The following is a 23634-nucleotide window of genomic DNA, read 5'->3' as shown; positions in this document are numbered from 1 at the left end:
AGACCCGAATGAATGATGAAAACGACTGGTATGGTCCGGATTCTGCGACATTCGGAGACCGTCTGGCCGGTGCACGCGAAGCCGCGGGAATGACACAGGCGCAACTGGCACGGCGTCTTGGGGTCAAGAAGGCGACAATTTCAGATTGGGAAAACGATCTGTCCGAACCCCGGGCCAACAGGCTGTCGATGATGGCGGGCATGGTCAATGTCTCGATCATGTGGTTGTTGACCGGCGAGGGCGACGGCATGGATGCACCTGTGGGTGAGGGCGAAGGTGGAACGGAACTGTCCTCGGCCGTGGCCGAACTGCGCGCCATCCGCGCTGAGATGCGCGCATGTTCCGAACGCGCGGCACGTCTGGAAAAGAAAATGCGTCAGATGCTGGAGCAGAAGAATTGAGCGAACCCCGGGATGTGCGCATCAAGCGCATGCAAATGCGGTCGATGCGACGCGGCATCAAAGAGATGGACATTATCCTGTCAGCCTATGCTGGGCGCAATCTGGCCGACATGGATGCCGACGGTCTGGATATCTATGATGCGCTGTTGCACGAAAACGATCAGGACCTTTATCAATGGGTTACGGGGCAGGTGCAGCCTCCGGCGCGATTTGCCAGCCTGGTTGCAGACATAGCGCAAACCTTTCAGAAATAAGGCAAAGTTCCGCTTAACCGATTTTTCGGATTTTCGGTTCATCGTGTGTCAAACAGCGCGACGGAATCGGAGGGTCGGATGAGTATGGAAATGCAGGTCTCCACACCAGAGACTAAGGGCTTCATAACCAGCTATCTTGAGGCACTGGTCCTGGTGGAGCGTCTGCACCGGTTGTTGCTGGATGTCATCAAGGACGAGTTTGAGCGCGTCGGCGTATTGGAAATCAATGCGGTTCAGGCGTTATTGCTGTTCAATATCGGTGATCACGAAGTTACGGCAGGCGAACTGAAAAGCCGTGGATACTATCAGGGCAGCAATGTCAGCTATAACCTCAAGAAACTGGTTGAGATGGGCTATATGCACCACCAAAGATGCGAGATTGATCGCCGTTCAGTTCGCGTACGCCTGACGCCGCAGGGCAGAGAAATCCGCAATATCGTGTCCAAGCTGTTTGCACGTCACGCCGAAGGCCTGCAAGGCAGGGGGGTGCTTGGGCTTGACGGTATTGAGGATATCACCAGTTCGCTGCGTCGCGTTGAACGGTACTGGACGGATCAGATACGGTATATCTATTGATCAGTGGCGGGCGTCAGACAGAACAAGGCTGTCCAGCTCACGAAGAAGTTTGCGGGTCATGGCCTCTTCATATGCCTCAAAGCCCAGCGCCACTTCTACGAATGCGTTTGGCCCCAAAATGACCCAGGCTGAATAATAGGCTGATAGTTCACCGACCTGAACATATCTCCGATCACCTTCTTTCGGATCGTCGGCACCGATCACCAGCCCGTTAATTGTGATCCCGTCATGTCGTAAACTAGCTTTCACATCACGTGGATGCGGTCCGAGGTTATGTTTGCCATCACCGGACAAATCCAGCGTACGGCGCCAGCACCCCCTTTGCTGATCAAGCAGGGAAGAGCCAAATAACATGGCCGACCCTAACGCCGTTCCCTGCGGCGCTGCGCTGCGCGAGGTGCGGATCAAACGATCACTGATTGCGATCAGGTCGGCGGGGGACCGTACTTCTGTCCACTCCAGCAGCATCCGTTCATGTCCCCGCTCGCTCCATTCGAAGATCGCCAGACGCAAGGCGGTTGCGCCGTCCGACAACATAAGTTGGCCAACTTCGGGGCGGCTCAGGGCCGCCGCCAGCCCGTCCAGTTGCAGCCTGTATTCCCGGCTGTCGACCGAACCCGACACATCCAGCCCCAGCGCAAGGGCCTGACGGCATTCGCCAAAGGCAGGTCCTGATATCAGGCAAGCCAGTAAGACGATCACGCGACGTATCATGGGCCTTCAATCCGCAATGCACCGATCTGCAAGCCGCTCAGTTCCCGTTTCAGTTTCTTTCGCATGGCGCGCTCGAAATCTTCAAACCCGGTGGCAATTTCCAAAAAGGCGCCGGGCCCGTGCAGGACGTTATTTTCGAAGAAAGGGATCAGGAACAGCTCTCCCTCGAAATCGGCTGCGTTGATCACAAGCCCATTCACGACAGTGTTTTGAAAGGGAAAGTGCCGATAGGCGATCTGCGGCCCATAGCCATCGTTGTTCGTGCCGTCGCCGGACAGGTCAATGGTTTGAAACAAGCATTGCGGCGCTTGCTCCATAAGGGTTGCACCGTATGCCAACGCATAGCCCATAGCTGTTGCTGATCCGCTGTCAGATCGGACGGATTGGCTGACCTGGCTGGATGCGAACAGCAGATCACCAACATCATCGATCATTGTCCAGTTCAGGACGACATTTTGGGTTGAGCGGCCACTCCACTCATATACCGCCAGGGCAACCGGCATCGGTGAAGAAAAGAAGGCCTCTTGCACTTCGGGCGCAATCAATGCGGCGGCTAACCCCTGCCGTTGTAACACATCTTCGGCCTCATCGACTGAAACGGAAATATCCATCGCCAAGGCCAGCGCCAAGCGGCATTGCTCGGCCTTGACAGGGCTGGCCTGAACGACCAGCCCAATTGCTATCAGCCAACGGATCACCAGTGACCACTGCTCTCCATGCTGGTCCAGGGTTCGGCTGGTTCCAGTGCTTCGCCATTCTGCAAAAGCTCAACCGAGATATTGTCGGGCGATCGAACAAAAGCCATGCGACCATCCCTTGGCGGGCGATTGATCGTAACACCGTTGTTCTGAAGATGTTGGCAAACCTCGTAGATATTGTCGACACCGTAGGCCAGATGGCCGAAGTGACGGCTGTCGGCGGGCAACTCGTCATCACCGTCCCAATTGTACGTCAGCTCGATCGGGGCGTCTTCCTGTCCCGGAGGAGCCATGAAGATCAGAGAAAATCGCCCGGCTTCACTGTCATACCGACGTGTTTCTTTCAGACCCAGAAGCTCGTAAAATGCCATGGATTTTTCCAGATCCTTCACGCGGACCATAGTGTGAAGATATTTCAACGCCATTTCGGCCATCCTTTTTCGACTCACATTGCCAAGAGCTTAGCGCTCCTCCTCGACGTGTCGATAGAGCCCTCAGCAGCAATTTGTTTATTGCGTCCGCTGCGGCATATATCGCGGTTCCTGTGCCGGGATCGGCGATATATAGTGGCAGGCGACTCATTGCCAGAAAGGAAGATTCGATGCCGCTGTCCCCTGATCAACAGGCCGAGATCGACGCGCAACGCGCGCAATCGCATCCCACGCGTCGAGTTGTCTCGGCGGGAATGGAAGACCACCTATACACAGCGCATCAGGTTTTGGATCATGGCTTTGTCCGCGTGATCGACTATATGGGTGACGATGCCGCCATCTGTCAGGCTGCGCGCGTTTCATACGGCACAGGCACCAAATCCGTTCAGAATGACGAGGGGCTGATCAGGTATCTGATGCGGCACTGGCATTCGACGCCATTCGAAATGTGCGAAGTCAAATTGCATGTGAAATTGCCGGTGTTTGTGGCGCGGCAGTGGATCCGGCACCGGACCGCCAATGTGAATGAATACTCGGCACGGTATTCAATTCTGGATCGCGAGTTCTATATCCCTGCCCCTGAACATGTGGCAGCACAGTCCGAAGTGAACAATCAGGGCCGTGGGGCAACGTTGGAAGGTGAAGAGGCCGCGCGCGTATTGGAAACCCTCAAGGCGGACAGCACGCGGTGCTATGACAACTACGAGTCCATGATCAGCCAGGACGGGCAACAGGGGCTTGCCCGTGAACTGGCCCGCATGAACCTACCCGCAAACGTTTATACGCAGTGGTATTGGAAGGTGGACCTGCATAATCTGTTCCACTTCCTGCGCCTGCGTGCCGACCCACATGCTCAGTATGAAATCCGCGTTTATGCCGAGGCGATGTGCAAGATCGTCGCTGATTGGGTGCCGTTTGCGTATAAGGCGTTCGAGGATTATCGGCTGGGTGCGGTAAACCTGTCTGCCCAGATGGTCGAAAGCCTGCAACGAATGCTGGCAGGAGAGGCGGTCACGCAGGAAAACTCGGGGATGACGGCGCGCGAATGGCGTGAGTTCGAGGCGATCATTCGCAGATAGAACCGACAAGCTGCATAGCTTTTGTCTATACGTGTCGTCATGGAATTGTTACATTGGTTCCATGGCCCGCTTTTTGAACCTTGCTCTGTTATGTCTGGTTTTTGGTTTTGCCCTACCTGTGCGAGCCAAATCCCCATAGCTGAGGTTCTGTGCGAACTGACGCCCCGGCTGCACCAGAAACTGGAAAGTCAGTTCGGCGCGTGGCATCGGGTGTTCGCGGGCCGGAACAGGTTATGGAAGTCTGGGCAAGTCAGCGCGGGGACTGGACAATGGTTGTCACCTACGCGACAGGCACATCTTGCATCGTGGCTACGGGCGAAAACTGGAATAACCACGCCGACGCCAAGCCCGCGCGAGGGTAATGGAACGAAACCGGTGGGGGATGGATAACGGCCGGAAATTGGCCGTCATCCTTAATGATCTACCGCGTGTTTAGCGGGAAGTCGTTACAGTGGTTTCAAATCAGCTGCCATTTGGCGGCCGTCGCGTCCGTCCTGCAACTCGTACGAAACTTTTTGGTTGTCTGCGAGTCCGGTGAGGCCGGACCGTTCTACGGCCGAGATATGTACAAACACATCTTTGCCCCCTTCGTCAGGGGCAATAAATCCATAGCCTTTGGTGGTATTGAACCATTTCACGGTGCCGGTTGGCATGTCCCGTGTCTCCTTCTACTTACGCATTGTCCCACAAATTGGTGGGGGCTGTGGTCAGCGTCACCACACAAAAAAACTGCGTAGCGCATGCTGAACAGTCCAATTCGTGCGTTTCGCCTTTTTCAACATTGCACGGTGAAGTAAAAAATCAAGAATAACCGCAAGAAACGGGCAAGATTGCCTAAAAAGGAAGCAAGGGCAGGAGCGTCAAAGACATGCAGCTTTATGGATTGAAAAACTGTGACACCTGTCGCAAGGCATTGAAATCACTTCCAGACGCCAAGTTTTTTGACGTACGCAGCGACGGTGTGCCGGATTCGGTGCTGTCACGGGCCTTTGCTGAGTTCGGCAATGACTTGCTTAATACCAGATCGACGACATGGCGCGGATTGGACGAAACCCAGCGTGCTAAGGCCCCTTTGGAGCTTTTGAGAGAGCATCCGGCCCTGATGAAACGCCCACTGATCGAAGCGGATGGCAGGCTGTTGTTGGGCTGGACGGCTGAAACCCGTGCTCAGCTTGGCATTTCTTGAACGAGTGCCTATCTGCCTGAAAGCAACAATGAGGATTTTCAATGCGTAATGCCGCAATGTTATTGGGTGTAATCGCCGGGTTGATCGGCATGATCGTCGGGTTCTTCGGCTATGCGAAGGTGGTCGTGGTTGACCATGTCGGTGAAATTGAAGGCATGCTAAGCCAGGTCGACAATCCTGATCTGGTGCAAGCCATTTCGATTATCGCGCCCCTCTTGGCAATCGCGGGCGGGGCCATGGCGCCAGCGCGCGCGTTGATTGCCGGGGTCTTGTTGCTGGTGTCGGCGGCCGCGATGTACTACGCGTTCGGCTTTGGTGTTTTCACCATGTTCCCGATCACATTTGCTGCTGTCGCCGGGGTACTTGGGCTGGCCGCAGGAAAACCGGACCAGCCCAAGGCGCATTTCTAAGTTACTTAAGGCGCAGGATCCGGTCGAGTGAGATCGGACCTGCGCCGTTGACGACGATCACCAGCATCAGGAAGGTCCACATCGTGCGCTGATCCATCAGGGACGGGGCCGCGTCGAACAGGCTGCCCAGTTTCACGCCATGTCCGGTGACGTCGACAAGGGTCTGCACCCAGATAAAACCGATCATGCCCAAAGCCGCCAGACGCGAGAATAGTCCAACCAGAAGTAGCGTCGGAAGCACAAATTCGGCAACCGTTCCCATGAAGATGACGATGCGTTGGAAGAACGTCATTTGGGACACGTCATACAGAACAGCTTCTGCCGCTTTGGGGAAAATCTGACCAAAGGCACCTGCCGAAGGCGAAAAGATCGATCCGTCGATCTTCAGCATGGCCGAGTTCCAGTAATAGACCAGAAGAACCGCAACAAAGACCAGCCGTGCCAGCGTAGGGGTCAACCAGCCAGACGCAAAGTCCAGTTTTCCCATGGTGTTATTGTAGGTTGAGATCAGAGCAGTCATGTCTTGGGCCTTTCGATAGTCACAGAGGTTATTGCACCACCCTTCAGAAGCAGTGCCAGAGTGGTTCCAAGATCAAATTCAGGCAGTTCAGCAGTCGTTTTTTCAAATGCCCCGCCGATTGTGTCGCCGTTCTGCATATAGGCGATCCAGTCTGCACCACCCGCTGGAAGCGGATTGGGTGTCGGGTCGAACTCGGCGCGCGTGATCAACACATCCTCGGCCCGTGCATCTGGTTTCGGGGCATCGGCTTCCATGTTGAAGCGCCAGATAGCGTGAATGGGCCAGTCCGAGCGGATCACCTGCATGGCCGGTGCAAACTGCAACCGGGCCTGCATGACCTGCTCGGGCTCGACCGCTAAAACGTCTGCCGGCGCAGGTTCGCTGTCGGCGGCGTGGTAGGACTTGCGCAAGGCAATCTCTAACCGGGCCACGTCGGGCAGGTATCCGAGATGGGCAAGTTGGGGCATTCCGGCCAGAAAATCAGGAAACGCCTCGCCATAAAACATCATCAGAGGAGAGGAGGGCGGGTGTTGACGCAGGAAAATCCCGGCCAGCCCATCCATGTTCTGCGCCCCTAGCAATTTGGCAATCACGGGAAACGCCTGATGCATCGCCTCGGTCAGCGACACCGCAACATTGTTGCGGTACACGCTGAACCGGCGACCAGCGGGGCGCGCGCCACCGTCCAGCAATCCGCCGGGAACGGGCGCTGACGCATCCATCATGGCCGCGCGGAATTCAGATTGCGAAACACTCATACCGGTATCCGGTCCAGTGCGGATTGCGCGCGAACGGCCTCATCTCGCAGAACGGGCCAATCCGGCACATCAGTGTCCCATTCGATCAGAATGGGTTTTGGCCCCGAACGCTCCAGCACATAATCCAGCAGGGTCCACACCGGATCGACCACTTCACGTCCGTGACTGTCGATCAGCAGCGGATGACCGTGGTCGTCTTCATCCTCATCATGGCCGCCAAGGTGGATTTCCGACACTTTTTCAAGCGGATAGGCGTCAATATAACCTTGCGGCGAGAAATCCAGATTGGTGGCCGAGACAAAGACATTGTTTACGTCCAGCAACAAGCCGCAACCGGTGCGCCTGGCAATCTCCCTCAGGAAATCAGGTTCGGACCAGGTGCTTTCCTCGAAGGCCAGATAGCTGGACGGGTTTTCCAGCAGCATCTGGCGCCCGACCGTGTGCTGGACCTGGTCGATATGTTCACAAACCCGCGCAAGAGTTTCGTCGGTATATGGAAGGGGCAGCAGGTCGTTGTAAAAATGGCTGTCATGGGTGGACCAGGCCAAATGTTCGGAAAAGCTTGCAGGGTTCAGCCAGCCTACCAGGTGTTTTAGCCGGGCCAGATGATCAAGGTCCAGCGCGCCTTCACCGCCAATGGAAAGGCCAACGCCATGGACCGAGATTGGGAACTTTTCGGAGAGGTGGCGCAGCTGCGCCAAGGGCCGCCCGCCGTCGCCCATATAGTTCTCGGCATGGATTTCCAGCCATGCAACAGGCTGTGCGTGTTCAAGTATCTGAGCAAAATGTTGCGGTTTGTAACCTACGCCCGGCGCTGCAGGCAGGCGGTTTGACCGGTGGGTGTCATCCAACATGGGCCAGTTCCTCGATCACGAAAGGGAAAGGGCGGGCGATGGTGCCCGCCCCTTGAAATCGTCAGGCCAATCTTATGCCGGCAGGTCGCGTTCCAGCGCTTCCAATGAACCTTTGCGCGGCGTGCCGTTTGCTTCCGCAGGAAGTTCGATGTCGGCGCAAGTGCCTGCGTCAACCAGGGTCCAGGCGTTGCCCTGATAATCAACGGTCGAGGTGCCTGCGCAGGTGGTGCCGGGGCCTGCGGCACAGTCGTTCTGGCCGGCCAGCGATACACCGTAGCACTTTTCTTTTGCCTGTGCGCTTGCTGTGGTTGCGGCACCCGATACGGCGGCTGCGACTGCGGTTGCGATAACCAGGGATTTAGCTGTTTTCGACATCTCGGTAATCCTCTTGATGACTGGGTATGTCTGCTTGTGACAATGACAAAGGTAGTGGCTTGGTGGGTAGAGTTGAATTCACGAGCCCGTGTCTCACAAGCGCGTCATGGGGCGGCCTGCCCCCTTGTAGCGTAATACATTGTTTTTGATGAAGAAAGGGTGAAATGTTACAATCCGACCCCATAAGAGGGGTCGGATTTTTTTGGATATGGTGCTGTTTGTTACAGCAGATCTGGCGGGGTGGCGGCGCGTGCCAGCTCTTTTGTTACAACATCAAGCGGTTGTACCTGAGTCTGTTTTTCACCCAGTCGCCGCACGCTTACGGTGCGCTCGTCAACTTCGCGGTGACCGACGGCCAGAATTACAGGTACTTTGCCGACCGAATGCTCACGGACCTTGTAGTTGATCTTTTCATTGCGGATGTCAGCCTCGGCCCGCACACCTGCCGCGCGCAGGGTTTCGACCACTTTGGCGACATAGTCGTCCGCGTCGGACGTGATGGACGCGACGACGACCTGACGCGGGGCCAGCCAGAACGGCAATTTGCCTGCGTGTTCCTCGATCAGGATACCGATAAAGCGTTCGAAGGATCCCAGCGTGGCGCGATGCAACATGACGGGGCGGTGTTTGGCCCCGTCGGCGCCGATATAGGTGGCGTCCAGCCGTTCGGGCAGAACGAAATCGACCTGGAAGGTGCCGCATTGCCAGTCACGCCCGATGGCGTCCGTCAGAACGAATTCCAGTTTCGGACCATAGAATGCACCTTCGCCCGGGTTCAGTTCCGGTTCGATCCCGGCGGCACGGGTGGCGGACAAAAGTGCCGCTTCTGCCTTGTCCCATACCTCGTCCGATCCGGCGCGGGTTTCGGGACGGTCAGAGAATTTCACCGAAAAATCCTCGAACCCCAGATCCTTGTAGATCACGCTGAGGAAACGGATGAATTCGGCGGTCTCCGCCTCGATCTGTTCTTCGGTTGAAAAGATATGGGCGTCGTCCTGCGTGAACCCGCGCACCCGCATGATGCCATGCAATGCACCAGAGGGTTCGTAACGGTTACACGATCCGAACTCGGCCATGCGCAGCGGCAGGTCGCGATAGGATTTCAGGCCTTGCTTGAAAATCTCGACATGGCAGGGGCAGTTCATCGGTTTGAGCGCGTTGACGGCCTTTTCGCGGGCATGTTCCTCGTCGACTTCGACGATGAACATGTTTTCCTGATATTTGTCCCAGTGGCCTGATCGTTCCCACAGTTTGCGGTCAACGACCTGCGGCGTGTTTACCTCGACATACCCACCCTTGCGCTGCTGACGTCGCATGTAGTCCTGCAACTGGGTGTAGATGGTCCAGCCATTGGGGTGCCAGAAAATCTGACCGGGGGCTTCTTCCTGCATGTGAAACAGGTCCATCTCTCGGCCTAGTTTGCGGTGGTCGCGCTTTGCGGCCTCTTCCAGCATATGAAGGTGGTCTTTCAGTTTTTCCTTGCCGGTGAAGGCCACGCCGTAGATGCGTTGCAGCATCGCGCGGTTGCTGTCGCCGCGCCAATAGGCACCGGCGATGGACATCAGCTTGAACGCATCACCGGGAACCTGACCGGTATGTTGCAGATGGGGACCGCGGCACAAATCCTGCCAGTGGCCGTGCCAGTACATGCGCAACGGCTCATCCCCAGGAATGGCTTCGATCAGCTCAACCTTGTAGGGCTCGTTATTGGCCTTGTAGAACTCGATGGCCCGCTCGCGGTCCCAAACCTCGGTGGTGACAGGATCGCGCTTGTTGATGATCTCTTTCATCTTTTTCTCGATGAGGCCAAGATCTTCGGGCGTGAACGGTTCTTCCCGGTCGAAGTCATAATACCAGCCGTTTTCGATAACGGGGCCGATGGTGACCTTGGTCGCAGGCCAAATTTCCTGCACGGCGCGGGCCATGATGTGGGCCAGATCGTGGCGGATCAGTTCGTTGGCCTGCGCGTCATCCTTCATGGTGTGGATGGCAATCTGTGCATCGGCTTCGATCGGCCATTGCAGGTCCCAGTGTTTGCCATCAACGGTGGCCGAGATGGCCTTTTTGGCCAGCGAACTTGAAATATCGGCAGCCACCTGCGCGGGCGTAACCCCTGCGTCATAGGAACGTGCATTGCCATCTGGGAAAGTGAGAGAGACGGATTTTGAATCCAGGGCCATGTTGGCTCTCCTCGTCGGTTTGGCGCCCACTGAACGCCCGGTTGCGGGTTATTTGCGTCTGGCTGATGTGGCAGGTGCAGCAATTCCTGTCAAGGGTCGCAGGGTACGGTCACTGACGCCACGACACCCCGAATTCGGGAATTGCGACCAACGGGCTGCCGTGCATGATGTTCCCCAAAGCGTAAGAGGGTTTTATGGCGGCGACGGATTTTCTGGAAACAGCACAAGGGCGAAAACTGGCCTATCACAAGACCGAAGGGGCAGGGCCGACCCTGGTTTTTCTGGGTGGGCTCATGTCGGATATGGAAGGCACCAAGGCAGTCCATCTGGAAGTTTGGGCGCAGGCGCGGGGGCGGGCCTTTTTGCGGTTTGATTATTCCGGTCACGGCGAAAGCTCTGGCGCGTTCACGGATGGCTGCATTGGGGATTGGCATGAGGACACTGTCGCTGCGGTCGATGCCTTGACCAAAGGGCCGCTGATCGTTGTCGGCTCGTCCATGGGGGGGTGGCAGGCGCTTTTGCTGGCCAAGGCCCTGCCGGACCGGATCGCAGGTATGGTCACGATCGCCGCCGCGCCGGATTTCACGGAAGATGGCTATTGGGCTTCATTCACCGATGACCAGAAAGCCGACCTGGAAACGGTCGGGCATGTCGAGTTGCCGTCCGATTACATGGAACCTTACATCGTCACCAAAAGGATGATCGAAGATGGGCGGCAGCGCCTTGTACTGCGCGACACGTTGAACCTGCCGTTCAAGGTTCGTTTCCTACAGGGAACAGCGGATACGGCCGTTTCGACTGAAACGGCCGTTCGGTTGCTGGACCACGCAACAGGGCCGGACATGCAGCTTCTTTTGGTCAAGGATGCAGATCACAGGTTCTCGGATGATGCATGTCTTGGCTTGATTGAGGCGGCGGTTCTGGATGTGTTGGGAGACGCGTGATGCGGCGTTTGGGATGGCTTCTGGGGCGCTTGTTCCTTGCGTTGATTGCCGTCGGCGGCCTTATCTACTGGTTTGGCCCGCGCGAAGAGGTGAACCTGAGCCCAAGCTTTGATCCGCGCAAGTTCGGTGAGGGCGTACAGGTTTATTTCGAAAGCACCGAAGCCGCGTTTGACGATATCGTTCCGGGTGTCGAAAAACGAGTGATCTGGCAGGATGGCTTTAACGAACGGCGCACCCCGTATTCCGTTCTTTACATCCATGGCTTTTCAGCAAGTTCCGAGGAAATCCGGCCAGTGCCGGACCTTGTGGCAGACGCGCTGGGGGCCAATCTGGTTTACACACGCCTGCAAGGTCATGGGCGAACCGGATCAGCCATGGCGGAAGGCACTGCCTCGGGCTGGATGCAGGACACCGCCGAGGGATTGGCGGCCGCTCGTGCTGTTGGGGACAAGTTGATCGTGATTTCAACGTCGACCGGTGCGACGCTTGCAGCCGCCGCCGCTTTGGATGCCAGCCTCAGCGAGAACGTTGTCGGCATGGTCTTTGTCTCTCCGAATTTCGGGGTCAACACGGCCGCGGCATGGATTCCCACTTTGCCATGGGCGAGGGATTGGTTACCGGTCCTGATGGGGGACGAACGCGATGTGTCGGGGCCAGACCAGGAAAAGAACAAATATTGGTCTACGGTCTATCCGTGGGAATCGGTCGTGCCGATGTCCATTCTTGTCGAGAAAGTATTTGCGCTGGATTTCTCGAACGCCCTTGTGCCCGTGCTGTTCTGGTTCTCGGACAACGATCAGGTGGTGCGCCCTGGCCGCACACACGAGGTCGCCGAAGCGTGGGGTGCGCCAGCATCCGTCAAACTGGTGACAATGGGTCCCGAGGATGATCCGTCATCTCATGTTATTGCCGGTCGCCTGATGTCGCCAGGGCAGACCGACGCGGCTGTGGCCGGTATCCTGGATTGGTTAAAAGGGCTGGGGGTGGAATGATGGCGGCCTCGGGTCGCGGTAAGATGCGTAAGCCGGGCAGTATGTGGGGCCTTGAGACCTTGGGGCGCGTTCGTCTGTCCCGGTATTTCTTCATGCGCGATTTCCTCTATTCCGAGATCGGGAACTTTCACCAGAAACAGAACATTCCAGACAATCCTGATCTGGCTATCGAGACGGGACGCGCGTTCTGCGAAACTCTGCTGGACCCGCTGGAAGAGACCTTTGGCAGGATCGCTGTGCGCTCGGGCTATCGCTCACCGTCGCTAAACAGGTTTGGCAATGAAAACAAACTGAACTGCGCCCGGAATGATCACCCGTTGGAATGCCACATCTGGGATCGTGGAGCCGGGGACGAGCGGATTGCCGGGGCGTCTGTTGTAATTCCGTGGTTTGCGGATCAGCATGCGCAGGGCAGGGATTGGCGCGATCTGGCATGGTGGATGCATGATCACCTGGATTATTCCGAGATCTGGTTTTTTCCGAAACTTTGCGCTTTTAATCTGGTGTGGCGCCCGAAACCGCAGCGCCGGATTGACAGCTACATTGCGCCACGCGGATGCCTTCTGAAACCGGGCGCTGAGCCCGAGGAAAGTGCGGCTTCACGGCGGTCCCGCTATGCTGACTTTCCAGCTTTTCGGGCAATCGCCTATCCGTGACGTTCCGCTTGTTGGAATGTGATAAACTCTCAACCTGACTACAAACCCAAGGGCTCGGAATACCGAGCATATGGAGGCCCCGTGTGATCGAGCCGCTGGTACTGCTACCTGGACTGATGTGCGATGCCCGACTGTATCGCCCTCAGATCGAGGTGTTTTCGCAGACGCGACCCGTAACCGTTGCGCCAATCTCAGCAGGTGAGCGTATCGAAGAGATCGCCTCGGGTATATTGGACCAACTTCCACATCGGTTTGCACTGGCTGGTTTAAGCATGGGTGGTGTGGTGGCGTTAGAGCTGATCCGCCGGGCCCCGGAACGTGTGTCACGCCTGTGCCTGATGGCAACTGATGCACAGGCGGACACGCCTCAAATTGCCGCCGGTCGCGAAGACCTGATCATTGGCGCGCAGGGTGGCCGGTTGGAGGAGGTCATGCGGAAACTTGTGGGGTCCGACACGCTGGCACCGGGCCCGCAGCGTATTCCCATCCTGAACGGCTTGCTGGCAATGGCACAGGATTTGGGTGTTGAAACCTTCGTGCGTCAGATGCGTGCCCTGCAACGACGCCCGGATCAACAGGCCGCATTGCGCCGCATCAAGGTGCCCACGTTGGTTCTGTGCGGTGCGCATGACACTCTGACACCGGTTAAACGACATTCTTTCATGGCAGAGCTCATTCCCGGAGCGGAACTGCTGGTTATTGAAAAGGCGGGTCACTTGCCGACCCTCGAAACGCCCGACATCGTCAATGAGGCGCTGCAAACCTGGTTGGACGCCCAGCAACGGTTTGATTACTGGTAAAGCGTCGCGCGTTCGGTCTTTGAAATGACAGTTGGCGTCACTACGGGTTTACCGGTTTCTCGGTCGAAAAACGGTGTGTTCTTCCATCGCCCAGACAGGCGCGATCCGACGGCCCTGCGCAACAGTCCAAAAATAGCGGGGCCGGGATTTTCGTGCTTTTGCTTTCCGTTCGGTTGGGGAACAAACCCACGTGTCGTGACGGGCCCAAGCGCTGAAGCACCTCCCGCAACCCTGCCGACGATAACGCCAGCAAACGGGAGTTTCGCGGTTTTGGGCGTTGCCGCCAAAGGTGCGTTACAGCAACTGGCGTACCAACGCAGCATGCCCTTGGGGCTGAGTTGCATCGCCGCAAGATACTGACTTCCGGTGCTGATTTCGATCTCATCCGGTGCGATCTGAAAAATCTCGACAGGCGCAGGTGCAGGGTCGGGTTGCTTGAAATATAGTTGAGCGGCACGGCAATCGTGACAGAAACACTCAACATGTGTCCCTTGCTGAACACCGCGGGGTGAAATGCGTCCCTGCAAGTTGCCGCATTGGCAGGAAAAGGTAAGGCCATTTTGCGCTGACCCACTCATTTCGGTTAGGCAACCTTGTTGGAATTGGCCGCGCGACGGTTTGGTTTTCGCGCATTTTCGTTCATGAAATCAATCACAAGAGGACGAATGTTGTCGCGCCAGCTGCGGCCTGCGAAGATACCATAGTGACCGGCGCCGGGTTCAACGTGGCTTGCCTTTTTGCTGTCGGGCAGGCCGGTGCACAAATCCAGCGCGGCAATACACTGGCCGGGTGCAGAGATGTCATCATTTGCACCTTCGACAGTCTTCACCGCAACATCAGTAATCTTACTGATGTCCACCTTGTGACCCGCGACCACGAACTCGTTTCTCGCAATCTCTCGATTCTTGAAAACCCGCTCGACCGTCGAAAGATAGAACTCGGCTGTCATGTCCATCACGGCCAGGTATTCGTCGTAGAAGCGGTTATGGGCATCCTGATCCGAGGCTTCGTCCCGCATGACGCGCTGAATCTGGTCGGAAAACGCTTTGGAGTGACGATCTGCATTCATGGACATGAACGAGGCCAATTGCAGCAGGCCCGGATAGACCATGCGCCCTACGCCCTTGTACTTGAAGCCAACGCGCTGAATCATTGTTTCTTCCAACTGGCCCATGGTGACGCGACGGCCAAAGTCTGTCACATCGGTCGGTGTTGCGTCCGGATCGACGGGGCCACCAATCAGTGTCAGAGTGCTTGGCTGCGCTTTGGGTTCGATTTCGGCCAGGTATGCCGTTGCGGCCAATGTCAGAGGCGCAGGTTGGCAAACGGCAACAACATGGGTGTCCGGTCCAAGCTCTTTCATAAAATCGACAAGGTAGAGCGTGTAGTCTTCGACATCGAATTTACCTGCGGACACAGGGATATCGCGCGCATTATGCCAATCTGTGATGTAGACTTCGCAATTGACCAGAAGGCTTTTGACCGTCGAGCGCAGCAACGTTGCATAGTGCCCGGACATCGGGGCAACCAACAGCACTTTGCGGGGTTGTTCTTTCCGGCCATTGACGCGGAAATGTACCAGATCACCAAAAGGGCGTTCCAGAACAGTCGTGATTTCAACCAGATGATCCTTGCCATCTTCGCAGGTGAACGTGCGAATACCCCAATCGGGCTTTGCAACCATCCGTTGGAACGTACGCTCGGTAACCTCGCCCCAGGCGGCCATCCAGTTGAATGCGGGGTTCGGCACCATGGAAAACATCGGATAAGACGCCATCGCGCTGGCGGTTGCACCAAGCCACTGGTTGGTGTTTCGCGCAGTTTCCATCAGGTCGTAGGTCATCATGTAGCGCATAAATGGGGCCTCCTGAGTGTCAGCCTGAGAGTTCGGACCATTCGTCGCTTTGCCCCCCAGCACCCACGACGTTATTCTGCATAGCAGCGAGGTTAGGGGGGAATTGTTAAAATGACAACTAGTGAAGACCACATGCCAGACGTATCCGAAGAACATATTGAACGCCTTAAAGAAAATATGGAAAAGGTCGAGAAGCTGTCCAAGCGCCTGATTGAGGTCATGGCTGTAAAACGGCCGCACACACCCGCGCTGGACGGCCCGAATCAAGAGCTTTTCGCACGAGCAGCAAGTGCCTACTGGGCGGAGGCTTGGCAAAATCCCGCCAAACTACTGGAACAGCAGATAGAATTCTGGGGCAAGTCAGTGCTGAACTTTGCCGAGGCGCAGAAAGCGCTGACTGCGTCTGACGCGGAAGGCGAAGCCCCCAAAACAGAAGACAAGCGATTTTCGAACCCCCTTTGGGAGACCAATCCCTATTTCCGACTGATCCGCCAGCAATACCAGACCAATGCGCAAGCGATCGCGCAGGCTGTTGCGTCCGTGGACGATCTGGATGCCAAGGACAAAAGGCGGCTGCAATATTTCTCGCAGCAAATCGTCGATATGATGGCGCCGACAAACTTCCTGGCGACCAATCCGGATGCATTACAAAAAGCGGTCGAAACCGAGGGCCAGTCACTGATCAAGGGGTTGGAAAACCTTGTGTCAGATCTTGAGGCCAACAATGGCGAGCTGGTCGTCAAACTGGCAGATGAGAGTGCCTTTGAGGTCGGCGGTAACCTGGCGACGACGCCGGGGGAGGTGGTTTATCGTAACCGGATGATGGAACTGATCCAGTACAAGCCGGCGACCGAAACTGTATATGAGACACCGATTGTCCTGTTCCCGCCCTGGATCAACAAGTTCTATATTCTGGACCTGAAAGCCCAGAACAGCATGATCAAATGGATCACCGAACAGGGATATACCCTGTTTGTAGTGAGCTGGGTCAATCCGGACGAAAGTTATGCCGAAACCGGCATGGAAGACTACATTCAGGACGGTTTCCTGACCGCGATCGAGACGGCCAAGAAGATTTGCAAGGTCAAACAGGTCAACGCGGTGGGGTATTGCATTGCAGGTACCACCCTGAGCCTGACGCTGTCTCTGCTGAAACAGCGAGGAGACAAGTCGGTCAAATCGGCGACCCTGTTCACCGCATTGACGGATTTTTCCGATCAGGGAGAGTTCACGCCTTTCCTTCAAAACGATTTTATCGACGGAATCGAAGAAGAAGTGAAAAAGGAAGGTGTTCTGCGGTCGTGGATCATGGCGCGCACAATGTCATTCCTGAGATCACGTGACCTTATCTATGGCCCGGCCATTCGAAGTTACATGATGGGGGAAGTGCCCCCGGCCTTTGATTTGCTGTACTGGAACGGTGACGGAGCCAACCTGCCTGCGAAAATGGCGGTGGAGTACTTGCGTGGGCTATGCCAGCGCAATGAATTCGCGACCGATGGCTTTGAGGTGCTGGGGCATAAGCTGAAGCTCGGTGACGTTGATGTGCCCCTGATGGCCATCACATGCGAAACCGATCATATCGCGGCGTGGAAAGACTGCTATCGCGGTGTGCAAAAGATGGGCTCGAGATCAAAAACTTTCGTGGTTTCCGAGTCGGGTCATATTGCGGGCATCGTGAACCCGCCCAGCAAGAAAAAGTATGGGCATTACACCAACCCGGATTTGAAAACAGACGCCGCCACCTGGTTAAAGGAAGCCGATTTTCATGAAGGGTCATGGTGGCCCATGTGGGATGCCTGGCTTAAGAAACGGTCGGGCAAGCAGGTACCGGCCCGTGAACCTGGCGATTCGAAGCACCCGAGCCTGGGTGCTGCACCCGGAACGTATGTAGTGGCAAAACCAAACGCCTGATTTCATTCTGAAACTTGATTTATTCTGCAGCGCAGCAAGAAAAAACTTGCAATGCTGCGCTGCAGCAATCATATTGCCCTCAAGCTGATGAAACCCGGGGTGGGCCCGGACTGGCTAAAAGGATTATGACAATGGCTAAGACCCAAGACTTTACCGCGATCATGAAAGACATGATGGGTGCATTCCCCGTGGACACAACCGCAATGGAAGGCGCATTCAAATCGACCGCTTCGCTGAATGAAAAGCTGTCGGGCGTTGCTCTGGAAGCAGCAGAGAAATCGGCAGAAATCTCGAGCAAATGGACCAAAGACACGCTGGCCAAACTGACCGAGATGTCGAAAGCCAAGGCAGAGCCTGCCGACTACGCAAAAGCAGCAACCGATTTCGCAAGCGCGTCTGCTGAAGTTGCAGCCGAGAACATGGCCGCTTTCGCAGAAATCGCGAAAAAAGTTCAGACCGAAACCGTCGAACTGCTGATGGCTGCTGGTAAAGAAGCTGCGGAAGAAGCGTCCGCCGCTGTTAAAAAAGCAACCAACGACGTGACCACAGCCGCTAAAAAAGCTGCTGCTGCGAAGTAAGAAAAGTCAGCGAAACGCACCCGACCCTCCCTATAGGTGCAATCGCGTTGGGCAGGTCCATTGACCTGCCCTTTCTTTTTGTGCTGCACTCGCATAACCTGTGCTGCAACGCATCATCCTTGGGGAGGGTACCCGGTGTCGGACCAAGAAAAACCGCTGCTGATCAAGCGCTATGCCAGCCGTCGGCTGTATAACACCGAGACCAGCGATTACGTGACGCTCGAAGATATCGCGGGATTCATCCGTGACGGGCGCGAAGTACAGATCATCGACCTGAAATCCGGCGACGACCTGACGCGGCAGTATCTGCTGCAAATCATTGCTGAACATGAAAGCCGCGGCGAGAATGTGCTGCCTGTCAATGTTCTGAACGATCTGGTGCGCAGTTACATGCTGCCGGGCGGGGGCATGATGCCGCAATTCCTGCAAAGCTCGTTCGATATGCTGCGCGAAAGCCAAAGCAAGATGATGGAAAACATGAACGCCATGAACCCGATGTCCCAGATGCCGGGTTTTGAAGCGTTGAAAGCACAGCAGCAGGCATTTCTGAAGGCTATGACTGGTGGGTTGTCTGGCAGATGGTCCTCGCCAGAGAAGGAAAGCGAAAAGTCAGAGCCGAAAGAGGATCTTGACGATATCAAGAAACAGTTGGCCGAACTTCAACAGAAGCTTTCAAAACTGAATTAAGGTGAGCCTGAGGAAAAGGCCCACCATTTAAGTGGGTCAGTTCTAGTCTCAGGTGCCGTAGACCGGCATTGGGCCGGTCACTTCGCCGACCGCGGCCAGCAGAATATCGGCGATCACGTCCAGCTCTGCGCGTGTCAGGCGTACGGGCAGTCGGACGTCACACGCTTTCATCAGCATGTCACGTGTTTGCGGCAGCTCGAACGTTTCCGGCAGAAATTGCCAGTTCCAGAAGGCGCGTGCATTGTTCTGGCTCAGGCCAAAGACCTGAACTTTGACACCGCGTGCCTCGGATGCGGCGGCAAATGCGCGAATCTCGTGTTCCTGCAACCCAACCAGATTGAATTGAATAGAATCCGGCGCGCGCTGCTCGGGGGGCAAGGGCGCGGGCACATTGATATGGGGTGAGGTATTCAAGCGCCCGGCAACGTAGTCGTGATTCGCAAGACCATCGCGGACACGACGGGCCAGTTCCGGGATCTGCGGGCGGATCACAGCGGCGCTCAGGTTGTTCAAGCGCAGGTTATACAGTGGCAACTTGTTCTGCCAGCGGGCGAAGGCCTCTTCCAATTCGGGCGAGTTGTCGCCGTGCGGTCCTTTATGTTTCTTCCAGTTATGTTCGTACGCGCCCGACATGATGACGGCACGGGCCACCAGATCAGCATCGTTTGAGATCAGAATACCGCCTTCGCCCGCATTGATCATCTTGTAGGACTGAAACGAGAAACAGCCGACCTTGCCGATGGTGCCGATATTTCTGCCATGCCAGGTCGTGCCCAGCGAATGCGCAGCGTCTTCGATTACCGGGATGTCACGCGCGTCGCACAGCGCCATGATCGCGTCCATATCAGATGTGTGGCCGCGCATGTGACTGATGATCACCGCCTGAACGCTGTCGAGCTTGGCCTCGAAATCGGCCATGTCGATGCGATAATTCTCACCCACTTCGCACAGAACCGGGATGCAGTCCGCGTGAATGACCGACGAGGGAACCGCGGCAAATGTGAAGCCGGGGATCAGGACGCGCGCATCGCGCGGCAGACTCAGTGCCTTGAGCGACAGAAACAGCGCAGCAGAACAGGATGAAACAGCGAGAGCGTATTTTGTGCCCAGAAGTTCGGCAAACTCGGCCTCCAGCAAAGACACCGGGGCATCTTGCGGGGCGGTATAGCGAAACAAGTCGCCCGACTGCATCAGGGCGTCGATGGCTTCTTTTGCTGCTTCTGGGATGGGTTCGGCGTCATGAACGTTTGGTGGAAGCGTCATATTTGGAATTCCCGAATTCTATCTTTGGTAAAGATAAAGCTATTCAGGCGGCAATCCAAGCCCTCAATCGCCGCGCCAGCGGAAATTTACCAATTTGTCACAAGTCACGTGGATCAGATCCCAAGCCGGTCTCGCATGGCGAACCATGTCATTGCCAGCACGAGCAGCGGGTTGCGCAGGGCGGAACCGCCGGGGAAAGGCAGGGTTGGCACGCGGGCCATTGTATCGAACCCTTCTGCCTGCCCCTGAATGGCCAGTGCCATCAGTTGCCCGGCGTGGGTCGCGGTGCCTACACCATGGCCGGAATAGCCGGAAGCAGACAGAATATTGGGTGCGATACGCACCAGATAAGGCATCCGCCGCATGGTAATGGCCAGAGTTCCACCCCATGCGTAGTCGATTTTGACATCGCGCAGATGTGGGAAAATCTCGGTCATCGGCTTGCGGACCTTCGCCGCGACATCCGCAGGAAAACGATAGCCATAACTTTCGCCGCCACCGAACAGAAGCCGGCCATCGGCGCTGAGGCGGAAATAGTTCACCACGAACTTGGTATCCGCGACCGCGACATCCTGAGTCAGGACCCGCGCAGCCTCGCTGCCAAGGGGTTCAGTCGCTGCGATGAAGTTGTTGATGGGCATGACACGGGCCGCGACGGTCCGGTTGAGATTGCCAAGGTAGCCATTGCAGGCCAGCACAACATGGTCGGCCCTAACGTTCCCCCTGGCGGTCCGGATCAGTGCAGGCCGGGTTTCGTCAATATCGATGACTTCGGTGCCCTCAAAAATGCGAACACCCGCTTTGGCCCCCGCCTGCGCCAACCCCAGCGCAAAGTTCAATGGGTGCAAATGAGCAGCCCCCATGTCCAGATACCCACCCTTATAAGCGGGTGAGGGGCACAGTTTGTGGCCTTCGTCTTCATCCAGCAGCTTGATCTGGTCATAGTGATAACGGTCGGACAGATGGCCTGCATGGGTGTGCAGCTCTTTTCGTTCCGAAGCTGACAGACCCAGAACCGCGACGCCGGGTTGCAGGTCGCACGCGATCTGATGCTTGGAGATCAGTGATTTGACCAGATCCTTGGCGTCTTCGGCCAGGTCCCACAGCTTTGCAGCATCCGCGTCACCAACAAGACGCTCGAGGTCTTCCTGATCCATCCGCTGCGCGCTGCCCAGCTGGCCACCATTGCGCCCCGAGGCACCAAATCCGACACGGTGGGCTTCAAGAAGAACGACATCGAACCCCGCCTCGGCCAGATGCAATGCTGCGGACAGGCCTGTGTAGCCACCGCCCACAACGCAGACATCCGCCGTAATATCTTCGGCCAAAACAGGAAAGCGTTCCGTTGGGTTCGCAGTCGCGGCATACCAGCTAGCAGGGTATTCGCCCTTGCGGTCATTGGAATAGAGCAGATTCACGAAAAGTCTCAGACGTTGATCAGCAGATGTTCCCGTTCCCACGGAGAGATGACCTGCAGAAATTCTTCATATTCGGCCCGCTTCACGATGCCATAGACACGGGCAAACTCGGGGCCAAGGATTTCGTGCAGGGCTGTGGCTTCGTCAAACATATCCAACGCATCGCCCATGACCTGGGGGATATCCCCTTCGCCTTCATAGGCGTCACCATAGAATTGACGACGCGGGCGTTCTTGTTCAACCAGACCCAGATAGCCGCACGCCAGCGACAGGGCGATGCCCAGATACGGGTTGCAATCCATACCGGCGATGCGGTTTTCGACACGGCGCGATTCAGGTCCGGACAGAGGAACGCGAATGCCTGTAGTGCGGTTGTCGCGGGCCCATTCCAGATTGATCGGTGCGGCGTGGTCTTTCACGTAGCGACGATACGAGTTTACATAAGGTGCCATCACGGCCAGACCGGAGGGCAGATGGTTCTGCAACCCGGCAATGAAGTGATAGAACGCGTCCGTTTCGCCGCCCTGCGGGCCCGAAAAGATATTCTGGCCGGTCTCCATGTCGATAATCGAATGATGGATATGCATGGCCGAGCCCGGCTCTTCCTCGATCGGTTTGGCCATGAAGGTTGCAAAACAATTGTGCCGTAACGCCGCCTCGCGGATCAGGCGCTTGAAGTAGAAAACCTCATCAGCAAGTTTGACTGGGTTGCCGTGGCGAAGGTTGATCTCCAACTGGCCCGCACCGCCTTCCTGGGTGATGCCATCGATTTCGAACCCCTGATGTTCGGCAAAGTCATAGATATCGTCGATGACCGGGCCGAACTCGTCCACCGCGGTCATCGAATACGCCTGCCGCGCCGCAGCTGGGCGGCCAGAACGCCCCATCATCGGCTTGATTTCCTGTGCGGGATCGACATTGGGGGCGACCAGAAAGAACTCCATTTCTGGCGCAACAACCGGTTTCCAGCCTCGGTTGTGATACAGCTGGACCACGCGTTTCAACACGTTGCGTGGGCTGTAAGGGATCGGATCACCATCCCGGTCATAGGCGTCGTGGATCACTTGCAGCGTCCAGTCCCCTGTCCAGGGTGCGGCTGAAGCCGTCGAATAGTCGGGCTTCAGGATCATGTCCTTTTCGATGAACCCGTCGTCACCTGCGGCTTCTCCCCAGTCCCCCGTGATGGTCTGGAAGAATATGCTGTCAGGCAGGTGAAAATAGGATTGCTTGGCGAATTTCGTGGCAGGCACGGCCTTGCCACGTGCAATTCCGGGAAGGTCCGAGATGATACATTCAACCTCGTCCAGCCGCTGTCCGTGGAAATAGGCTTTGGCGGCTTCCGGCAGTTTATCAGTCCAATCAGCCATCAGGCTCTCTCTTTCTTTAAAAACTCGGCCATATGGCGCGCGATTGTGGCGTTGTCATCCGGGGCGGTTTCGCGATTTGCGGCCTCGCGCATCAGGTCTTCGGGGACGACGCCTTTTCCCCGTGTGCGCATCAGGCCCGCGACAAAACCATTGGTGAATTCAGGGTGGGCCTGAACCGTCCAGATCGTGTCTCCATAAGCCAGCATCGCGTTTTCGCAAAATGCGTTCTGACCAAGAACGCGCGCGCCTTCGGGCAACTCGACAACCTGATCCTGATGCCAGGCATTCAGCCAGACTGTGTTGCCGTCAAACTCGTATTCAGTGCGTCCGACGGCCCATCCGCCCTTGAACTTCTCGACCTTGCCGCCCAGTGCCTGCGCGATGATCTGATGCCCAAAGCATACGCCGATCAGTGGCTTTCCGCTTTGCTGTATCTCTCTGACCAAGTCTTCCAGCGGGGCGATCCACGGCAGGTCTTCGTACGCGCCGTGGCGCGAACCGGTTATGACCCAGCCATCTGCGTCATCCGCGCCGCTTGGGAATATGCCGTCGACCACGGCGAAGGTCTGGAACTCAAATCCGTTGCCACCGAGAAGTGCAGGAAACAGCTCATCATAGTCGCCGAATTCGCCATGCAACGCATCTGGTGTGTGGCCGGTTTGTAATATGCCGATTTTCATGTGTCACCAAATTTGATCAAATTCACTCTAGCTGAGTCCGAATG

General features: G+C 56.4%; 28 protein-coding genes. 13 read left to right on the top strand and 15 right to left on the bottom strand.

Translation table 11 applies throughout. From position 1 onward, the window contains the following. Nucleotides 1–8: 8 nt before the first annotated feature. From ACR3FC_RS03765 to ACR3FC_RS03755, 3 genes are all read left to right on the top strand, one after another. A complete protein-coding gene (locus tag ACR3FC_RS03765) occupies nucleotides 9–401 on the top strand; it encodes a helix-turn-helix domain-containing protein (protein WP_480473470.1) in 393 nt (130 codons plus the stop codon). 29 nt (nucleotides 402–430) lie between these two features. Then, nucleotides 431–655, top strand: coding sequence for a succinate dehydrogenase assembly factor 2 (locus ACR3FC_RS03760; protein WP_480476785.1), 225 nt, complete (start codon nucleotides 431–433; stop codon nucleotides 653–655). A 78-nt stretch (nucleotides 656–733) separates the two neighbouring features. Then, nucleotides 734–1231, top strand: coding sequence for a MarR family winged helix-turn-helix transcriptional regulator (locus tag ACR3FC_RS03755; protein WP_480473469.1), 498 nt, complete (start codon nucleotides 734–736; stop codon nucleotides 1229–1231). Here ACR3FC_RS03755 and ACR3FC_RS03750 read toward each other — a convergent pair whose 3' ends face one another. From ACR3FC_RS03750 to ACR3FC_RS03740, 3 genes are read right to left on the bottom strand one after another with little or no spacing between them, the layout of a single operon-like run. Then, nucleotides 1232–1945, bottom strand: a complete 714-nt coding sequence (locus ACR3FC_RS03750) for a DUF1194 domain-containing protein (RefSeq protein ID WP_480473468.1) — start codon at nucleotides 1943–1945, stop codon at nucleotides 1232–1234. After that, the gene (locus ACR3FC_RS03745) at nucleotides 1942–2643 is read right to left on the bottom strand and encodes a DUF1194 domain-containing protein (protein ID WP_480473467.1); all 702 of its coding nucleotides are present in this window, start codon (nucleotides 2641–2643) and stop codon (nucleotides 1942–1944) included. The genes ACR3FC_RS03750 and ACR3FC_RS03745 overlap by 4 nt, the downstream gene beginning before the upstream one ends. Further along, entirely contained in the window at nucleotides 2640–3068 is a 429-nt protein-coding gene (locus ACR3FC_RS03740; RefSeq protein ID WP_480473466.1) for a VOC family protein, read from the bottom strand. The genes ACR3FC_RS03745 and ACR3FC_RS03740 overlap by 4 nt, the downstream gene beginning before the upstream one ends. 176 nt (nucleotides 3069–3244) lie before the next feature. Here ACR3FC_RS03740 and thyX point away from each other — a divergent pair, with 176 nt between their 5' ends. Next, nucleotides 3245–4153, top strand: coding sequence for an FAD-dependent thymidylate synthase (gene thyX / locus ACR3FC_RS03735; protein ID WP_480473465.1), 909 nt, complete (start codon nucleotides 3245–3247; stop codon nucleotides 4151–4153). Between the two features lie 446 nt (nucleotides 4154–4599). Here thyX and ACR3FC_RS03730 read toward each other — a convergent pair whose 3' ends face one another. Next, nucleotides 4600–4806, bottom strand: a complete 207-nt coding sequence (locus ACR3FC_RS03730) for a cold-shock protein (RefSeq protein WP_008758035.1) — start codon at nucleotides 4804–4806, stop codon at nucleotides 4600–4602. Nucleotides 4807–5021: 215 nt separating this feature from the next. Here ACR3FC_RS03730 and ACR3FC_RS03725 point away from each other — a divergent pair, with 215 nt between their 5' ends. Both ACR3FC_RS03725 and ACR3FC_RS03720 read left to right on the top strand, forming a co-directional pair. Next, nucleotides 5022–5339: an ArsC/Spx/MgsR family protein gene (locus tag ACR3FC_RS03725; RefSeq protein WP_480473464.1), complete on the top strand. Its 318-nt coding sequence runs from the start codon at nucleotides 5022–5024 to the stop codon at nucleotides 5337–5339. Nucleotides 5340–5380: 41 nt separating this feature from the next. After that, nucleotides 5381–5749: a hypothetical protein gene (locus ACR3FC_RS03720; protein WP_480473463.1), complete on the top strand. Its 369-nt coding sequence runs from the start codon at nucleotides 5381–5383 to the stop codon at nucleotides 5747–5749. 1 nt (nucleotide 5750) lies between these two features. Here the strand turns inward: ACR3FC_RS03720 and ACR3FC_RS03715 are convergent, their stop codons facing one another. The 5 genes from ACR3FC_RS03715 to thrS form a co-directional block, all read right to left on the bottom strand. After that, a complete protein-coding gene (locus ACR3FC_RS03715; protein ID WP_480473462.1) occupies nucleotides 5751–6269 on the bottom strand; it encodes a DoxX family protein in 519 nt (172 codons plus the stop codon). Then, nucleotides 6266–7027, bottom strand: a complete 762-nt coding sequence (locus ACR3FC_RS03710) for an HvfC/BufC family peptide modification chaperone (protein ID WP_480473461.1) — start codon at nucleotides 7025–7027, stop codon at nucleotides 6266–6268. The genes ACR3FC_RS03715 and ACR3FC_RS03710 overlap by 4 nt, the downstream gene beginning before the upstream one ends. Next, complete coding sequence (gene bufB / locus ACR3FC_RS03705) at nucleotides 7024–7881, bottom strand: MNIO family bufferin maturase (RefSeq protein ID WP_480473460.1); 858 nt, start codon at nucleotides 7879–7881, stop codon at nucleotides 7024–7026. Before bufB ends, ACR3FC_RS03710 begins: the two co-directional genes overlap by 4 nt. 72 nt (nucleotides 7882–7953) lie before the next feature. After that, nucleotides 7954–8256: a BufA1 family periplasmic bufferin-type metallophore gene (locus tag ACR3FC_RS03700; RefSeq protein ID WP_267365389.1), complete on the bottom strand. Its 303-nt coding sequence runs from the start codon at nucleotides 8254–8256 to the stop codon at nucleotides 7954–7956. Nucleotides 8257–8477: 221 nt separating this feature from the next. Then, nucleotides 8478–10436 (bottom strand): threonine--tRNA ligase, encoded by a 1959-nt coding sequence (thrS, locus tag ACR3FC_RS03695; RefSeq protein ID WP_480473459.1) that lies wholly within the window; start codon nucleotides 10434–10436, stop codon nucleotides 8478–8480. Nucleotides 10437–10630: 194 nt separating this feature from the next. Between thrS and ACR3FC_RS03690 the strand changes: the two genes are divergently transcribed. The 4 genes from ACR3FC_RS03690 to ACR3FC_RS03675 all read left to right on the top strand — a co-directional run bounded on the left by ACR3FC_RS03690 (nucleotide 10631) and on the right by ACR3FC_RS03675 (nucleotide 13828). Further along, entirely contained in the window at nucleotides 10631–11380 is a 750-nt protein-coding gene (locus tag ACR3FC_RS03690) for an alpha/beta fold hydrolase (RefSeq protein WP_480473458.1), read from the top strand. Then, entirely contained in the window at nucleotides 11380–12372 is a 993-nt protein-coding gene (locus ACR3FC_RS03685) for an alpha/beta hydrolase (protein ID WP_480473457.1), read from the top strand. Before ACR3FC_RS03690 ends, ACR3FC_RS03685 begins: the two co-directional genes overlap by 1 nt. Nucleotides 12373–12413: 41 nt before the next feature. Beyond that, entirely contained in the window at nucleotides 12414–13028 is a 615-nt protein-coding gene (locus ACR3FC_RS03680) for a hypothetical protein (protein ID WP_480476783.1), read from the top strand. A gap of 83 nt (nucleotides 13029–13111) precedes the next feature. Beyond that, nucleotides 13112–13828: an alpha/beta fold hydrolase gene (locus ACR3FC_RS03675; RefSeq protein WP_480473456.1), complete on the top strand. Its 717-nt coding sequence runs from the start codon at nucleotides 13112–13114 to the stop codon at nucleotides 13826–13828. Here the strand turns inward: ACR3FC_RS03675 and ACR3FC_RS03670 are convergent. Both ACR3FC_RS03670 and phaZ read right to left on the bottom strand, forming a co-directional pair. Next, nucleotides 13819–14406, bottom strand: a complete 588-nt coding sequence (locus ACR3FC_RS03670) for a DUF6151 family protein (RefSeq protein WP_480473455.1) — start codon at nucleotides 14404–14406, stop codon at nucleotides 13819–13821. The two genes, ACR3FC_RS03675 and ACR3FC_RS03670, sit on opposite strands and share 10 nt — an antisense overlap. A gap of 5 nt (nucleotides 14407–14411) precedes the next feature. Further along, a complete protein-coding gene (gene phaZ, locus ACR3FC_RS03665; RefSeq protein ID WP_480473454.1) occupies nucleotides 14412–15683 on the bottom strand; it encodes a polyhydroxyalkanoate depolymerase in 1272 nt (423 codons plus the stop codon). A 111-nt stretch (nucleotides 15684–15794) separates the two neighbouring features. Between phaZ and ACR3FC_RS03660 the strand changes: the two genes are divergently transcribed. From ACR3FC_RS03660 to phaR, 3 genes are all read left to right on the top strand, one after another. After that, nucleotides 15795–17597: a PHA/PHB synthase family protein gene (locus ACR3FC_RS03660; RefSeq protein ID WP_480473453.1), complete on the top strand. Its 1803-nt coding sequence runs from the start codon at nucleotides 15795–15797 to the stop codon at nucleotides 17595–17597. Between the two features lie 131 nt (nucleotides 17598–17728). Next, entirely contained in the window at nucleotides 17729–18175 is a 447-nt protein-coding gene (locus ACR3FC_RS03655) for a phasin family protein (RefSeq protein ID WP_209503426.1), read from the top strand. Between the two features lie 135 nt (nucleotides 18176–18310). Beyond that, a complete protein-coding gene (gene phaR, locus ACR3FC_RS03650; protein WP_480473452.1) occupies nucleotides 18311–18862 on the top strand; it encodes a polyhydroxyalkanoate synthesis repressor PhaR in 552 nt (183 codons plus the stop codon). 48 nt (nucleotides 18863–18910) lie between these two features. On the opposite strand, the gene ACR3FC_RS03645 is transcribed toward phaR, so the two are convergent. The 4 genes from ACR3FC_RS03645 to ACR3FC_RS03630 form a co-directional block, all read right to left on the bottom strand. Continuing rightward, complete coding sequence (locus tag ACR3FC_RS03645; protein WP_480473451.1) at nucleotides 18911–20125, bottom strand: DegT/DnrJ/EryC1/StrS family aminotransferase; 1215 nt, start codon at nucleotides 20123–20125, stop codon at nucleotides 18911–18913. 113 nt (nucleotides 20126–20238) lie between these two features. Then, on the bottom strand, nucleotides 20239–21543 hold the full coding sequence (locus tag ACR3FC_RS03640) for an NAD(P)/FAD-dependent oxidoreductase (RefSeq protein ID WP_480473450.1): 1305 nt from the start codon (nucleotides 21541–21543) through the stop codon (nucleotides 20239–20241). 8 nt (nucleotides 21544–21551) lie between these two features. Continuing rightward, nucleotides 21552–22910, bottom strand: coding sequence for a glutamine synthetase family protein (locus tag ACR3FC_RS03635; RefSeq protein ID WP_480473449.1), 1359 nt, complete (start codon nucleotides 22908–22910; stop codon nucleotides 21552–21554). After that, a complete protein-coding gene (locus ACR3FC_RS03630) occupies nucleotides 22910–23590 on the bottom strand; it encodes a type 1 glutamine amidotransferase (RefSeq protein ID WP_480473448.1) in 681 nt (226 codons plus the stop codon). The genes ACR3FC_RS03635 and ACR3FC_RS03630 overlap by 1 nt, the downstream gene beginning before the upstream one ends. Between the last annotated feature and the right edge of the window lie 44 nt (nucleotides 23591–23634).

Source organism: Ruegeria sp. AF3, from assembly GCF_056536285.1.
The sequence above is the reverse complement of the archived record's forward strand: the minus strand, read 5'-3'. Positions and strand labels throughout refer to the sequence as shown.

Excerpts from the sequence above, each read along its gene's own strand:
- ACR3FC_RS03715 (WP_480473462.1), bottom strand. The coding sequence starts at position 6,269 with ATGACTGCTCTGATCTCAACCTACAATAACACCATGGGAAAACTGGAC.
- ACR3FC_RS03660 (WP_480473453.1), top strand. The coding sequence starts at position 15,795 with ATGACAACTAGTGAAGACCACATGCCAGACGTATCCGAAGAACATATT.
- ACR3FC_RS03700 (WP_267365389.1), bottom strand. The coding sequence starts at position 8,256 with ATGTCGAAAACAGCTAAATCCCTGGTTATCGCAACCGCAGTCGCAGCC.
- thyX (WP_480473465.1), top strand. The coding sequence starts at position 3,245 with ATGCCGCTGTCCCCTGATCAACAGGCCGAGATCGACGCGCAACGCGCG.
- ACR3FC_RS03645 (WP_480473451.1), bottom strand. The coding sequence starts at position 20,125 with ATGACGCTTCCACCAAACGTTCATGACGCCGAACCCATCCCAGAAGCA.
- ACR3FC_RS03680 (WP_480476783.1), top strand. The coding sequence starts at position 12,414 with ATGTGGGGCCTTGAGACCTTGGGGCGCGTTCGTCTGTCCCGGTATTTC.
- ACR3FC_RS03690 (WP_480473458.1), top strand. The coding sequence starts at position 10,631 with ATGGCGGCGACGGATTTTCTGGAAACAGCACAAGGGCGAAAACTGGCC.
- ACR3FC_RS03685 (WP_480473457.1), top strand. The coding sequence starts at position 11,380 with ATGCGGCGTTTGGGATGGCTTCTGGGGCGCTTGTTCCTTGCGTTGATT.
- phaZ (WP_480473454.1), bottom strand. The coding sequence starts at position 15,683 with ATGCGCTACATGATGACCTACGACCTGATGGAAACTGCGCGAAACACC.
- ACR3FC_RS03765 (WP_480473470.1), top strand. The coding sequence starts at position 9 with ATGAATGATGAAAACGACTGGTATGGTCCGGATTCTGCGACATTCGGA.
- thrS (WP_480473459.1), bottom strand. The coding sequence starts at position 10,436 with ATGGCCCTGGATTCAAAATCCGTCTCTCTCACTTTCCCAGATGGCAAT.
- ACR3FC_RS03755 (WP_480473469.1), top strand. The coding sequence starts at position 734 with ATGAGTATGGAAATGCAGGTCTCCACACCAGAGACTAAGGGCTTCATA.
- ACR3FC_RS03725 (WP_480473464.1), top strand. The coding sequence starts at position 5,022 with ATGCAGCTTTATGGATTGAAAAACTGTGACACCTGTCGCAAGGCATTG.
- ACR3FC_RS03760 (WP_480476785.1), top strand. The coding sequence starts at position 431 with ATGCAAATGCGGTCGATGCGACGCGGCATCAAAGAGATGGACATTATC.
- ACR3FC_RS03730 (WP_008758035.1), bottom strand. The coding sequence starts at position 4,806 with ATGCCAACCGGCACCGTGAAATGGTTCAATACCACCAAAGGCTATGGA.
- ACR3FC_RS03655 (WP_209503426.1), top strand. The coding sequence starts at position 17,729 with ATGGCTAAGACCCAAGACTTTACCGCGATCATGAAAGACATGATGGGT.
- ACR3FC_RS03710 (WP_480473461.1), bottom strand. The coding sequence starts at position 7,027 with ATGAGTGTTTCGCAATCTGAATTCCGCGCGGCCATGATGGATGCGTCA.
- ACR3FC_RS03720 (WP_480473463.1), top strand. The coding sequence starts at position 5,381 with ATGCGTAATGCCGCAATGTTATTGGGTGTAATCGCCGGGTTGATCGGC.
- ACR3FC_RS03670 (WP_480473455.1), bottom strand. The coding sequence starts at position 14,406 with ATGAGTGGGTCAGCGCAAAATGGCCTTACCTTTTCCTGCCAATGCGGC.
- ACR3FC_RS03740 (WP_480473466.1), bottom strand. The coding sequence starts at position 3,068 with ATGGCGTTGAAATATCTTCACACTATGGTCCGCGTGAAGGATCTGGAA.
- ACR3FC_RS03635 (WP_480473449.1), bottom strand. The coding sequence starts at position 22,910 with ATGGCTGATTGGACTGATAAACTGCCGGAAGCCGCCAAAGCCTATTTC.
- ACR3FC_RS03750 (WP_480473468.1), bottom strand. The coding sequence starts at position 1,945 with ATGATACGTCGCGTGATCGTCTTACTGGCTTGCCTGATATCAGGACCT.
- bufB (WP_480473460.1), bottom strand. The coding sequence starts at position 7,881 with ATGTTGGATGACACCCACCGGTCAAACCGCCTGCCTGCAGCGCCGGGC.
- ACR3FC_RS03630 (WP_480473448.1), bottom strand. The coding sequence starts at position 23,590 with ATGAAAATCGGCATATTACAAACCGGCCACACACCAGATGCGTTGCAT.